Below are 13,396 nucleotides of genomic sequence, written 5' to 3'. Positions count from 1 at the left end.
CTGCTGGACCGCCGCCAGGACGCCCGGACGGTCGCACGGCTGGACCGCCGTCAGGACGCGCGCGCGGCCGCGCTGCTGGCCTTCGTGGCCGCCGCGGTCGGCGTGGTCGCCCTCAACGACGTGGCGCGGGCGACCGGCTGGTTCGCCTTCGCCTCGGTGCGGGGCGCCTACCGGGGCATGCCGGTCGACCTCTGGATCGGCTGGGCGGCGCTCTGGGGCCCGCTGCCCGTGCTGCTACGCCGGGTGCTCCCCGTGCCGGTCGCGCTCGGCCTACTGCTCTGGCTCGACGCGGTGGCGATGCCCGCGCTGCATCCGTTGGTCCGGCTCGGGCCGCACTGGCTGGTCGGGGAGGTGGTCGGGCTCCTCGCCGTGGCCCTGCCGGCGCAGCTGCTCGGCCGGTTCAGCGCCGACCGGCGGCACCTGCGTACGCGGACCCTCCTCCAGCTCGGTCTCTTCACCGCCCTCCTGCTGTGGTTCGTACCCACCCTGGCCTTCGAGCTCGGCGACGACTCCTGGGCGGCGCTCACCGGGCTGTCGGCGACCCGGCTGGTGCTCCTCGCGCAGGTGGCCCTGCTGGTCGCGGTGCCGGCGCTCGCCGCGGTACGCGAGTTCTCGGCTCGCGGCGGTGGCACCCCGTACCCGTGGGATCCGCCTGGTCGACTCGTCACCACCGGCCCGTACTCCTACCTGGCCAACCCCATGCAGGTCGGCGCGGTCGCCCTGACGCTGCTCACCGCCGCGGTCACCCGCAGCCTCGCCCTCGCGGCGGCCGCCGTGGTGATCGTCGCCTTCGGTGCGGCGGTGGCGCGTCCGCACGAGGAGTACGACCTGGACCGCCGGTACGGGCAGCGCTGGCAGGGATACCGGCGGCAGGTCCGGAACTGGTGGCCGCGCTGGCGGCCGTACCCCGGCACGCCGGCCGTCCTGTGGCTGGACGACGACTGCGGACCGTGCGAGGCGACACGGAGGTTCCTCGAACGTCGGCGGCCGGTGAACCTCACGATCGCGCCCGCCGCGGAGCATCCACGGCTGCTGTGGCGGGCGGAGTACGCGGGCGGCGACGGCCACACGGAACGGGGGGTGGCCGCCGTCGCCTGCGCGCTGGAGCACGTCGACCTCGGCTGGGCCCTGGTGGGCTGGACACTACGGTTGCCGGGGATCGACTGGCTCGCGCAGCTGGTGACCGATGCGATGATCGCACCGCCGCACCCGGCGAGGCGGCGAGGAGAGGGATGTCCGACACCAAGCAACGGCTGCTCGACGGCGCCATCGCCGCGATCCGTGAGCACGGCATCGCCGGAGTCTCGGCCCGCACCATCGCGGCAGCCGCCGGAGTGAACCAGGCCCTCGTCTTCTACCACTTCGGCAGCGTGGACGACCTGCTGACCGCGGCCTGCCAGGCCGGCACCGCCGAACGGGTCGCCCACTGGTCGACGCGGCTGGCCGAGGTCCGCTCGCTGCGGGAGCTGCTCGACGTGGGGCGCGCCCTGCACGAGCAGGAGCAGGAACTGGGCAACGTCTCGTTCCTGGCCCAGATGCTCGCCGGCGCGCAGAGCGACGAACGGCTCGCCGCCCCCACCGGCGCCGCCCTCCAGCTCTGGGTCGACGAGATCGAGTCGGTCCTGCGTCGGCTGCTGGCCGGATCCCCGTTCGCCGAGATCGCCGACGTCGCCGGCCTTGCCCGCGCGGTCTCCGCCGCGTTCGTCGGGCTGGAGCTCTACGGCGGCGTGGACCGGGACGGGATGGAGCGGGCAATGTCGGCGCTCGACCAGCTCGCCGTACTCATCGAGATCGTGGACGACCTCGGCCCGATCGCCCGGCGGGCGCTGCAGGCAAAGATCACCAGGGCGGCACGCCGGAGCTGACCCGCCCCAGCCGCCGGCGCCGCGCGAGGCGGCCCGTACCGAGCTGTGCGCCTGGTCAGGCTTCGGCCAGGATCTCGTCGCCGATCTGGGTGAGCTGGTCGGCGCCCACCTCGACGGCGCTCATGTAGTGCCGCAGCCACGAGCGCAGCCCGTCCGGGGTGCCGGTGGCGAAGGCACCTGCCGAGCCGACGTACTCCGGCTCGCGCTCGTGGTGGCCGACGTCGACGGCGAGCAGGCCGCGCGGGTCGAACCCGCTGGACAGCAGCACCAGCCGGGCGGCGCCCCGGGCGACCACCCCGGACGGCCCGGCGAAGGGGCGCAGGTTCAGCAGTTCGCCGTGCACCACGGCGGCGAGCACCAACGGCGGGACCTTCGTGCCGCCGGCGGCCAGCCCGGCCAGGCCGTCCAGCCGGGCGCCGACCACCGGGTCGGTCACCGGCCGCCCCAGCTCCGGCTCGGCTACGACGTCGCGGGCGGCGAGCACGTGCAGCCGGGCCAGCGCCTGTCGCGGCGCCTTCGGCCAGAGGTCGGTCAACCCGGGCAGGGCGCCGGCGACCCGCAACGCGCCCTGGACGACGGGGTCGGTGACGGTGCCGGCGCGCACCGCCTCGCGCTCGCGCGGGTACCCCTCCAGGGCCGCGCTGGCCACCGCGGAGCGGAGGCTGACCTCGGCGGCGACCTGGCCGCCGTGCCGGCGCAGCGCGCGGTGCCGCAGCGCCTGGTCGAAGCGCTCGCGGGCGCGCTCGACGGCGGGGGTGATGTCGGCGAGCGCGAGCAGCGGGGCGAGCGGGTCGGTGGTCACCCCGTCACGCTAGCGACCCGGCCCGCCGGCCACGTCGACCGGGCCGTCGTGCAGCTTGGCGCGCGCCGGGGGCCGCTCGGCGCGGTACGGGCGGGCGGCGGTCGCCCACGCCGACCGGCCGGACTAACCTCTCCCCCAGACAAGACGCAGGTCACCCCGAGCGACGAGGAGTCACGGATGAGCGAGGCATTGGCCAATCTGCTGAACGAGACGCGCCAGTTCCCCCCGCCAGCCGCACTCGCCGCCGAGGCCAATGTCAAGGCCGACGCCTACGACGAGGCCGCGGCCGACCGGCTGGCCTTCTGGGAGCGGCAGGCCGACCGGCTGGCCTGGTCGAAGCAGTGGGACCAGGTGCTGGACTGGTCGAATCCGCCGTTCGCGAAGTGGTTCGTCGGCGGTGAGCTGAACGTGGCGTACAACTGCCTGGACCGGCACGTCGAGGCCGGCCGGGGCGACCGGGTGGCGATCCACTGGGAGGGCGAGCCGGGTGACACCCGCACGCTGACGTACGCCGACCTGCACACGCTGACCTGCCAGGCGGCCAACGCGCTGACCGAGCTGGGCGTCACCGCGGGCGACCGGGTGGCCATCTACATGCCGATGATTCCGGAGGCCGCGGTCGCGATGCTGGCCTGCGCCCGGATCGGCGCCACGCACAGCGTGGTCTTCGGTGGCTTCTCGGCCGACGCGCTGACCAACCGGATCCAGGACGCCAGCGCCAAGCTGGTGATCACCGCGGACGGCGGCTACCGGCGGGGCAAGCCGTCGGCGCTGAAGCCGACCGTGGACGAGGCGGTCGCGAACTGCCCGTCGATCGAGCACGTGCTGGTGGTCCGCCGCACCGGCGAGGACGTCGCCTGGTCCGCGAAGGACCGCTGGTGGCACGAGACGGTGGAGACCGCCTCGCCGGAGCACACCGCGCAGCCGTTCGACGCCGAGCACCCGCTCTTCATCCTCTACACCAGCGGCACCACGGCACGGCCGAAGGGCATCCTGCACACCACCGGCGGCTACCTGACCCAGGCCTCGTACACGACCCACGCGGTGTTCGACCTGAAGCCGGAGACCGACGTCTACTGGTGCACGGCCGACATCGGCTGGGTCACCGGGCACTCCTACATCGTGTACGGACCGCTCTCCAACGGCGCCACCCAGGTGATGTACGAGGGCACGCCGGACACGCCGCACAAGGGCCGGTTCTGGGAGATCGTCGACAAGTACAAGGTCACGATCCTCTACACCGCGCCGACGCTGATCCGCACCATGATGAAGTGGGGCGAGGACATCCCGGCCGGCTTCGACCTCTCCTCGCTGCGACTGCTCGGCAGCGTCGGCGAGCCGATCAACCCGGAGGCGTGGATCTGGTACCGGCAGCACATCGGCCGGGGTGAGCTCCCCGTCGTGGACACCTGGTGGCAGACCGAGACCGGCGCGATCATGATCTCCCCGCTGCCGGGCGTGACCGAGGCCAAGCCGGGCAGCGCGATGACGCCGCTGCCGGGCATCGTCGGCGACGTGGTGGACGACCAGGGCCAGTCGGTACCCAACGGTGGCGGCGGTTACCTGGTGCTCCGCGAGCCGTGGCCGTCGATGTTGCGCACCATCTGGGGTGACGACAACCGGTTCATCGAGACGTACTGGTCCCGGTTCGGCGCCGGCGCCGGCGGGTCGGGCGGCGACTGGGTCTACTTCGCCGGCGACGGGGCCAAGAAGGACGACGACGGGCACATCTGGCTGCTCGGCCGGGTCGACGACGTCATGCTGGTCTCCGGTCACAACATCTCCACCACCGAGGTGGAGTCGGCGCTGGTCTCGCACCCCTCGGTCGCCGAGGCGGCGGTGGTCGGCGCGACCGACCCGACCACCGGTCAGGCGATCGTCGCGTTCGCCATCCCGCGGGGTAGCGCGGACACCGCCGGCGAGGCGGGCGAGCAGCTCATCGCGGACCTGCGCAACCACGTGGCGAAGACCCTCGGGCCGATCGCCAAGCCCCGGCAGATCATGCTGGTGGCCGAGCTGCCGAAGACCCGCTCGGGCAAGATCATGCGCCGGCTGCTGCGCGACGTGGCGGAGCACCGGTCGCTGGGCGACGTCACCACGCTCCAGGACTCCTCGGTGATGGAGCTGATCTCGGCGGGTATGAGCGGCGGCAAGTCCGACGAGGACTGACGGCAGACGTACACCTCGGAGGGTGGCGGTCCGGTGGACCGCCACCCTCCGTCACGTCTTACGGCCGCCCACCCAGATGGTTGCCGACTGTCATATCGGTCGGTCGGGGGAGCCGGGAGAAGCTGAACGGACATAGGCGAGCTTTGACCCCTGTCGCTCCGGTCGGTTCTGATTTAGGTTCACGCACGTCGAGCCGGTTCGACGGGCATCACTCTCTCGATCGGTCGGCCGACGTCCTCCTTTGCCATGCCCGAGAAATGGAGTGGCATGAACAAAAAACCCCAGTCCGGGGCACGCCGGCGCCTACTCGTCGCGCTGCCCGCCGTTGCTCTCGCGGCCACGTCACTGACCGTGACCGGCAGCGCCGCGGCCCAGACGACCGCGGCCCCGCGCGCGGTCATCGGGGCCGATGAGCACTACATCAACTACGCCGAGCCCGAGGTGCAGCCGGACACCGGCGGCCGCGAGGTCAAGGGCAAGGACGGCGTCTACACCTCGCCGCCTGACGAGGCGCGGGCGTTCGACCGCAAGTACGCGCGCGGCAACCCGGTGACCGCCCGGGAGCTGGCCAAGATCGAGGCCAAGTCGATCCGGACCAAGCAGAACCCGCGGAAGATCAAGCAGGCCCCCAGCACCCAGACGGCGAAGCTGCTGACGCTGCTGGTCGAGTTCAACGACCAGGCCAACGACGACTTCACCGACGTCATGGTGCCGAGGACGGTGTTCGAGGACCGCACCTGCGTGCCGGGCACGGTGCAGAACGGGCCGAAGCACAACAACATCCCGAACCCCGCCAACCTGGGGTACGAGGACAACAACTCGATGTGGGTGCCGAACTTCTCGCCCAACCACTACGACAAGATGCTCTACACCAAGACGGGCATCACCGAGCGGGTGCGCAAGGACCTGAAGGGTCCGGACGGCAAGCGCGGCATCGACCTGTCCGGCCGCACCATGCACAACATGTACCTGGAGATGTCCAAGGGCGCGTACACCGTGGACGGGCAGGCCAGCCCGTGGATCACGGTTCCGCACTCGGAGGCCTGGTACGCGGCGAACCGCTGCTTCCAGGACGAGAACGGCAACTGGGTCGCCGGCCGCCAGCAGTCGATGAACGGCCACCCGGACAACCCGGCCGGTGCCGGCCGTCTGGCGACCGACGCGATCACCACGCTGGCACAGACGAACCCGAACTTCCCGTGGGCCGACTACGACATCGAGGACCAGGGCGACCGGGACGGCGACGGCAACTTCTTCGAGCCGGACGGCGTGATCGACCACCTGGTGCTGGTGCACGCCGGCAAGGGCAAGTCCAGCGGCGGCGGCGCGCAGGGCGTCTACGCGGTCTGGGCGCACTCCTCCTCGGTGCCGGGCGGCTTCGCCATCCCGGGCACCAACCTCCAGGTGTCGAACTACATCGTGCAGCCGGAGGACGCCGGCGTCGGCGTCTTCGCCCACGAGTTCGGTCACGACCTCGGCCTGCCGGATCTCTACGACACCTCCGGCAACGCCGACTCCGACGTGGACTTCTGGGACCTGATGGCCTCGGGCTCGCACTCGGGTGAGATCTTCCAGGCGCTGCCGACCCACATGGGCATCTGGGACAAGTGGGTGCTCGGCTGGGCCGACCCGCTCACCGTGGCCCCCGGTTCCCGGGCGCGGACGGTGGAGCTCGGGCAGACCTCACGCACCCCGGTCCGCACCGAGGACGGCATCAAGGTCGACCTGCCGGACAAGGTGATCACGCTGGCCACGCCGCACAGCGGCGCGAACATGTGGCACAGCGGCAACGACCAGGACTGGGCCGACGTCAAGCTGAGCCGCTCGGTGGCGGTGCCCGCGGCGGCGGACGCCAAGTTCTGGATGTGGAACAACTACGTCATCGAGGCCGACTGGGACTACGGCTTCGTCGAGGTGTCGACCGACGGTGGCACCACCTGGGCCGAGCAGAAGGTCTACGACGAGGCCGGCAACGTGGTCACCACGCCGGACAACTACCCGGACCCGAACGGCCGGATGAACGACTTCGGCGGCAAGAAGTACGGCCTGACCGGTAGCACCGACGGCTGGCGGCACGACTACGTCGACCTGTCGGCGTACGCCGGGACGACGATCCAGCTGCGGCTGCGTCAGGCCACCGACGAGGCGTTCGTCGAGCGCGGCTGGTTCGCCGACGACTTCTCGGTCACCGGCGGCGGGGCCACCACCTGGACCGACGACGTCGAGGGCGGCGCCAACGGCTGGACGGCCACCGGCGGCACCTGGGTCGACACCACCGGCGGCGGTTGGAACATCGACAGCGGCACCATGACCCAGGCGCACTACTACCTGGCGGAGTGGCGCAACTTCGACGGCTTCGACAAGGGTCTGAAGTACGCCTACGACACGATCTACTCGCGCGACGCGTGGAAGGTCGACCGGATCGCGTACAACGCCCCGGGCATGCTGGTCTGGTACCGGGACACCGCGCTCGGCGACGTCAACCACGTCACCGGGCAGCTCACCGCGCTGCCGAGCTACGGCGCGAAGGGCGGGTTGCTCATCGTCGACTCGCACTTCGACCCGTACCGGCGGACCGGCCAGGCCGCGGTGAAGGACCCGTCGGTGACGGACAACCTGCCCAGCCGTCCGCAGTCGTCGAACGCGGCGTTCTCGCTGAACTCGACGTACCCCTTCACGGAGTGCCTGGAGGCGGCGGGTGAGCCGTACAGCGCCTACTGCACCAAGTTCCGCTCGCAGCCCCCGGTGAAGGCGTTCACGGACGCCAAGGGCTGGTACCCGGGCATCGAGATGCGGGACGGCGCGGCGTACGCCCGGGACAGCGACGCCTCGGTGGTGCTGCCGTCGCGGAACAACGCGCCGTACACCACCCGGGTCACCAACCCGGACGGCACGCCCGCGCCGGAGTTCTACGGGGTGACCCTGGGCGGCGGCGTGATCGTGCTGGGCACCGGCAACCCCGGTGACCAGGGCGTCAACTTCGGGGTCTCGCTCACGATCAAGAAGGCGAAGCGGGACAACTCGTCCGCGACGATCTACGTGACGCCGGCGAGGAACTGACCGCGCACCCGTCCTTGCGACGGGTGGTCAACGGGCGGCCCGTCCGAAGCAATCGCTTCGGGCGGGCCGTCCGCCGTCCGGGCCGGTCCCCGCGCCGAACGCCGTAGCTCGCGAATGTGACGATCTCAGCGGCGGTGGCGCTCCCCATTGGGGACTCCATAATCCCCACTACTCTGCGTGATCGTGATCGAAACGTAACGTGAACAGTTGCCTAAGGCTACGGCCTGTTTGGACCGACTTGTCCTGCTAAAACATCCCAGAATGTCGAGCGCGATCGAACAATTGACTCGTGACATTCGTTCAACGCTCTGCCAGGGTGAGTGACGCATCTCATGACAGTGATGGCTTCGGCAACGCATTGTCATGTAACAGATCCACAAAGGAGGAGACCTTTGAGGAGACGAGTCACAGCCGGTCTGGCCACCGCCACGGCCGCGCTGCTGGCGGCGGGAGTCGTGGCGACGCCGGCCTCCGGCGCCCCGGCGGCAGGCCCGACCCCCGGATCCGACAAGGCGAAGCACGGTCGCGACAACCTGCCTGACCCGAAGGCGGACCAGCACCGGGAGCTCCGCAAGCAGGCCATCGCCGACCTGCTCACCGGCAAGGCCAAGCTGCAGAAGCGCAACGGCTCGAACGTCATCCAGGTCAAGGACGACCTGTTCGTCGAGTACCAGCAGGCTCCGAAGGTCGACCCGATCTTCACCATGCTGGTCAACTTCGGCGACAAGACCGACCCGCGTACCGGTGGCGCCGCCGGCCCGGTGGTGAACCAGATCCCCGAGCCGGACCGCAACTGGGACGGCAACGCCACCGACGACAACAGCACGATGTGGCGGCCCGACTTCCACCGCGAGCACTACCTGGACATGTTCTACGGCGAGGGCGAGTCGTTCCGCGACTTCTACCTCACGCAGTCCGGTGGCCGCTACACCGTCGGCGGCGACGTGACCGACTGGGTCACCGTGCCGTACAACGAGGCCCGGTACGGCAGCAACGCCATCTCCGAGGCCGACGGCTCCTGGAACTTCATCAAGGACAGCGCCACGTCCTGGTACGACTCCCAGGTCGCCGCGGGCAAGACCGCCACCCAGATCAAGGAGTACCTGGCCCAGTTCGACGTCTGGGACCGGTACGACTTCGACGGGGACGGCAACTTCAACGAGCCCGACGGCTACATCGACCACTTCCAGGCGGTGCACGCGGGCGAGGGCGAGGAGGCCGGCGGCGGCGCCCAGGGCGAGGACGCCATCTGGTCGCACCGCTGGGGCGCCTTCACCAACCTGGAGGGCGTCGCCGGCCCGGCCGGCAACCTCTCCGGCGGCGTACAGATCGGTGACACCGGCCTCTGGATCCGGGACTACACCACCGAGCCGGAGAACGGCGGCCTGGGCGTGTTCGCCCACGAGTACGGCCACGACCTCGGCCTGCCGGACCTCTACGACACCGACGGCGGCGACAACGGCGTCGGCTTCTGGAGCCTGATGTCCTCGGGCTCCTGGCTGAGCCACGGCACCGACGACATCGGGTCGACCCCGGGCTACATGGACCCGTGGTCGAAGCTCTTCCTCGGCTGGCTGAACCACAGCGTGGTCGAGGAGGACAGCGGCACCACCCAGGTGACGCTCGGCCCGGCCGGTGACAACGACGGGCCGAAGGCCCAGGCGGTCGTGGTCAGCCTGCCGGCGCAGACCCAGACCACCGAGTACAACACCCCGTTCGCGGGCTCGTACGAGTGGTGGGGCGGCAGCGCGGACGACCTGAAGAACTCGCTGACCCGCACGCTGGACCTGACCGGGGCGACCACCGCGTCGATCACGGCCAAGGCCCAGTACGACATCGAAGAGGACTTCGACTACCTCTACGCCGAGGTGTCCACCAACGGTGGCACCAGCTGGACCTCGCTCACCAACTCGCTGGTCGACGCCGGTGAGACCGGGATCGACGGCTCCAGCAACGGCAACTGGGTGGACCTGACCTACGACCTGTCCGCGTACGCCGGGCAGACCGTGCAGTTCCGCTACCGCTACGCGACCGACGGCGGCGTGCACTTCGCCGGCGCGTTCCTGGACAACATCGCGCTGACCAGGAACGGCACGGCCGCGTGGACCGACGACGCGGAGACCCAGGCCGCCGAGTGGAGCGCGAAGGGCTTCACCCGGATGGCCGGCTCGGTCACCGACGTCTACCCCCGCTTCTACATCGCCGAGAACCGGACCTACTTCGGATACGACGACGCGCTGCGGACCGGCGGTTACAACTTCGGCTACGGCACCACCCGGCCGGACTTCGTGGACCGGTTCTCGAACCAGCCCGGCATGCTGGTCTGGTACGTGAACTACGCGTACGGCGACAACAACACCTCGGCGCACCCCGGCTACGGCCTCAACCTGCCGGTTGACGTCCGCCCGGAGGCGATCAAGGTGAAGGGTCAGGGCACCATCACCAACCGGCGCAACGGCTACGACGGCACGTTCAGCCTCTACACCAAGCCGGCGCAGACGTTCCGCCTCAACGGGGTGGCGATCACCGTGCCGCAGCTGAAGCCGAACGCGGTGTTCGACGACACCAAGGCGGGCCAGTACTGGGCCGCCAACAACGAGCAGAACTCGGTGAAGGTGGCCGGCACCGGCACCCGGATCGAGATCCTCAAGCAGGGCACCAACCCGACCGACGACATGGTCGTGAAGGTCACCAACTGATCCATCGATCAATCGTGGGGCCGGTGGCGGAGACGCCGCCGGCCCCACTTTTTCGGTCCTCGAACCATTTGATCGAAATGCACCGCTGCACGTGCGCGCGTTCCGGCCCGACCCTGCTCACGAACGTTGATGGAGCGCTCGGGGTGTGACGGCTGACGACGGAGCAAACAAAATCTTGCAACAAATCGACGCGTCCATCTTCCCACCCGTCCCGCCAGTGTCTATGTTCACCATTGGTCCCACCTGTGGGATCGATCTCCACCGGTCCGTACCCCCGTAGGGCCGGTTCCCTCACACCGGAGGTACCACGTGCGCAGAGTCGCAGTGGGTCTGCTCGGGCTCTCACTGACGGCGACAGGCCTGGCTTTCGGCCCGTCCGCCTCGGCGGCGCCCCAGCCCAAACTGCCGGCAGCAGCTCCTTCCGCAGCCGAACCGCAGGCGCTGAAGGACGAACTCCCCGACAAGCTGGAAGACAAGCGCCGGGAACTGCGCCAAGAGGGGCTCAGTGACGTACTGAGCGGGCGCAGCAAGCCGATCGAGCGCAACGGAAGCACGGTCGTCAAGGTCGGCGAGACGACCGGCACGGGCCCGACCGCCCGTAGCTTCACCGGCAACGAGCGCAAGAAGGACCAGTACGTCGAGCTCAAGCGCGAGCGCACCGACAAGATCTTCGTGATCCTGGCGGAGTTCGGCGACCAGCGGCACCCGTCCTACCCGGACAAGGACATGAACCCGGACATCGCCGGGCCGACCACCTTCGAGGGGCCGCTGCACAACCAGATCCCGGAGCCCAACCGGGCGGTGGACAACTCCACCGTCTGGCAGCCGGACTTCAGCCCGGAGCACTTCCGCCAGCTCTACTTCGGCACCAACCCGGGCGACGAGTCGCTGAAGCAGTACTACGAGGCCCAGTCCTCGGGCCGCTACACGGTCGACGGCATGGTCTCCGACTGGGTCAAGGTGCCCTACAACGAGGCCCGCTACGGTCGCTCCGACGACCCGAAGGCCGACAACGACCCGACCGGCGACCCGGCGGTCTGCGGCGACAACGTCTGCTCGAACACCTGGCTGCTGATCCGCGACGCCGCCAACCAGTGGGTCGCCGACCAGAAGGCCAAGGGTCGCACCGACGCGCAGATCGCCGCCGACATGAAGTCCTACGACCAGTGGGACCGGTTCGACTACGACGGCGACGGCGACTTCAACGAGTCGGACGGCTACATCGACCACTTCCAGATCGTCCACTCCGGCGGCGACCAGGCCGACGGTGACCCGCACCAGGGTGAGGACGCCATCTGGAGCCACCGCTGGTCCGCGTTCAACAGCTCGCCGGTCGGCCCGCCGAACTTCCCGATCGGCGGCACCGAGATCGGCAACACCGGCGTCTGGATCCGTGACTACACGATCCAGCCGGAGAACGGTGGCCGCAGCGTCTTCTACCACGAGTACGGCCACGACCTGGGCCTGCCGGACGACTACGGACCGGCGGACAACAGCAACGAGCACTGGACCCTGATGGCCCAGAGCCGGCTCGGCGCCAAGAACGACCCCGGTATCGGTGACCGTGGTGGCGACCTGGGCGCGTGGAACAAGCTCCAGCTCGGCTGGCTCGACTACGAGGTGGTCGTCGCGGGGCAGAAGCGCACGCTCGACCTGGGCCCGCAGGAGTACAACTCCAAGAAGGCGCAGGGTGTGGTGGTGGTGCTGCCCCAACGGGAGTACACCTTCAACTACGGTGCCCCGTTCGCGGGCTCGAAGCAGTACTTCTCGGGCAACGAGGACGACCTCAACAACAGCATGACGAGGACGTTCGACCTCACCGGCAAGTCGTCGGCGGCGTTGTCGCTCAAGGGCAAGTACAGCATCGAAGAGGGCTACGACTACCTCTACTTCGAGGGGTCGACCGACGGCGGCCAGACCTGGACCGACCTGGACGGCACCGTCAACGGCCAGCCGATCGGCGTCGACGGCGCCGACCGCCCGGCCCTCGACGGCAGCAGCAACGGCGCGTGGGCGGACATCAACATCCCGCTGACCTCGCTCGCCGGCAAGGTCGCGCAGGTCCGCCTGCACTACGTCACCGACGGTGGCGTCTCCGAGGGCGGCTTCTTCGGTGACGCGATCACCGTGACGGCCGACGGCCAGACGGTGTTCAGCGACGGCGCCGAGACCGACGCCGGCTGGGCGCTTGACGGCTGGCAGGTGGTCGGGGCGACCTACACCCGCCTCTTCGACAACTACTACATCGCGGGCAACCGGTCGTACGTCTCGTACGACAAGTACCTGAAGACCGGCCCGTACTTCTTCGGCTACGCGAACACCCGCCCGGACTGGGTGGACCACTACGCGTACCAGGAGGGCCTGCTCATCTCGTACTGGAACACCCGCTGGGCGGACAACAACACCGCCCCGGTGTCGCCGACCAACCCGGGCGGCCACCCGGGTGAGGGCCGCAACCTGTACATCGACGCGCACCCGCGCCCGATCTACAACCTCACCGGTCAGCCGTGGCGGGCCCGGGTCCAGGTGTACGACGCGCCGTTCAGCCTGAAGAAGGCCGACTCGTTCACCCTGCACCTGAACAGCCAGCCGCAGTACATCCGCGGCCAGGACGCGGAGCCGCTCTTCGACGACACCAAGAAGTACTTCTACGAGGAGCTGCCGAACCACGGCGTCAAGCTCCCCGCAGCCGGTGTCAAGGTGAAGGTCCTGGAGCAGGACGGCACCTCGATGAAGATCCGCATTTCCTGATTCGTCAACGGTGACGACGGCGGCGCCCGGGTTCTCCCGGGCGCCGTTGT

The 13,396-nt window shown here is 69.7% G+C and carries 7 protein-coding genes; 6 read left to right on the top strand and 1 reads right to left on the bottom strand.

Annotation, left to right across the window (positions count from 1 at the left end):
• The gene (locus ACIP9D_RS06960) at positions 1-1,338 is read left to right on the top strand and encodes a methyltransferase (RefSeq protein WP_400449602.1); all 1,338 of its coding nucleotides are present in this window, start codon (positions 1-3) and stop codon (positions 1,336-1,338) included.
• Positions 1,233-1,865: a TetR/AcrR family transcriptional regulator gene (locus ACIP9D_RS06955; protein WP_350868030.1), complete on the top strand. Its 633-nt coding sequence runs from the start codon at positions 1,233-1,235 to the stop codon at positions 1,863-1,865. Before ACIP9D_RS06960 ends, ACIP9D_RS06955 begins: the two co-directional genes overlap by 106 nt.
• Positions 1,866-1,920: 55 nt before the next feature.
• Here the strand turns inward: ACIP9D_RS06955 and ACIP9D_RS06950 are convergent, their stop codons facing one another.
• Complete coding sequence (locus ACIP9D_RS06950) at positions 1,921-2,667, bottom strand: oxidoreductase (protein ID WP_350868031.1); 747 nt, start codon at positions 2,665-2,667, stop codon at positions 1,921-1,923.
• Positions 2,668-2,844: 177 nt separating this feature from the next.
• On the opposite strand from ACIP9D_RS06950, the gene acs reads away from it, so the two are divergent.
• The 4 genes from acs (at position 2,845) to ACIP9D_RS06930 (ending at position 13,346) form a co-directional block, all read left to right on the top strand.
• A complete protein-coding gene (acs, locus tag ACIP9D_RS06945; RefSeq protein WP_350868033.1) occupies positions 2,845-4,836 on the top strand; it encodes an acetate--CoA ligase in 1,992 nt (663 codons plus the stop codon).
• A gap of 267 nt (positions 4,837-5,103) precedes the next feature.
• Positions 5,104-7,896 carry an immune inhibitor A domain-containing protein gene (locus ACIP9D_RS06940; protein WP_350868035.1) on the top strand — a complete coding sequence of 931 codons (2,793 nt, stop codon included), beginning with the start codon at positions 5,104-5,106 and terminating at the stop codon, positions 7,894-7,896.
• A gap of 392 nt (positions 7,897-8,288) precedes the next feature.
• The gene (locus tag ACIP9D_RS06935) at positions 8,289-10,595 is read left to right on the top strand and encodes an immune inhibitor A domain-containing protein (protein ID WP_350868037.1); all 2,307 of its coding nucleotides are present in this window, start codon (positions 8,289-8,291) and stop codon (positions 10,593-10,595) included.
• A 324-nt stretch (positions 10,596-10,919) separates the two neighbouring features.
• A complete protein-coding gene (locus ACIP9D_RS06930; RefSeq protein WP_350868811.1) occupies positions 10,920-13,346 on the top strand; it encodes an immune inhibitor A domain-containing protein in 2,427 nt (808 codons plus the stop codon).
• Positions 13,347-13,396: the final 50 nt, after the last annotated feature.

This window comes from Micromonospora sp. NPDC093243 (assembly GCF_044753725.1).
Classification (GTDB): Bacteria; Actinomycetota; Actinomycetes; order Mycobacteriales; family Micromonosporaceae; genus Micromonospora.
The sequence above is the reverse complement of the archived record's forward strand: the minus strand, read 5'-3'. Positions and strand labels throughout refer to the sequence as shown.

What these genes read in the sequence shown, in the direction of transcription:
- ACIP9D_RS06955 (WP_350868030.1), top strand. Translation starts at nt 1,233, where the DNA reads ATGTCCGACACCAAGCAACGGCTGCTCGACGGCGCCATCGCCGCGATC.
- acs (WP_350868033.1), top strand. Translation starts at nt 2,845, where the DNA reads ATGAGCGAGGCATTGGCCAATCTGCTGAACGAGACGCGCCAGTTCCCC.
- ACIP9D_RS06940 (WP_350868035.1), top strand. Translation starts at nt 5,104, where the DNA reads ATGAACAAAAAACCCCAGTCCGGGGCACGCCGGCGCCTACTCGTCGCG.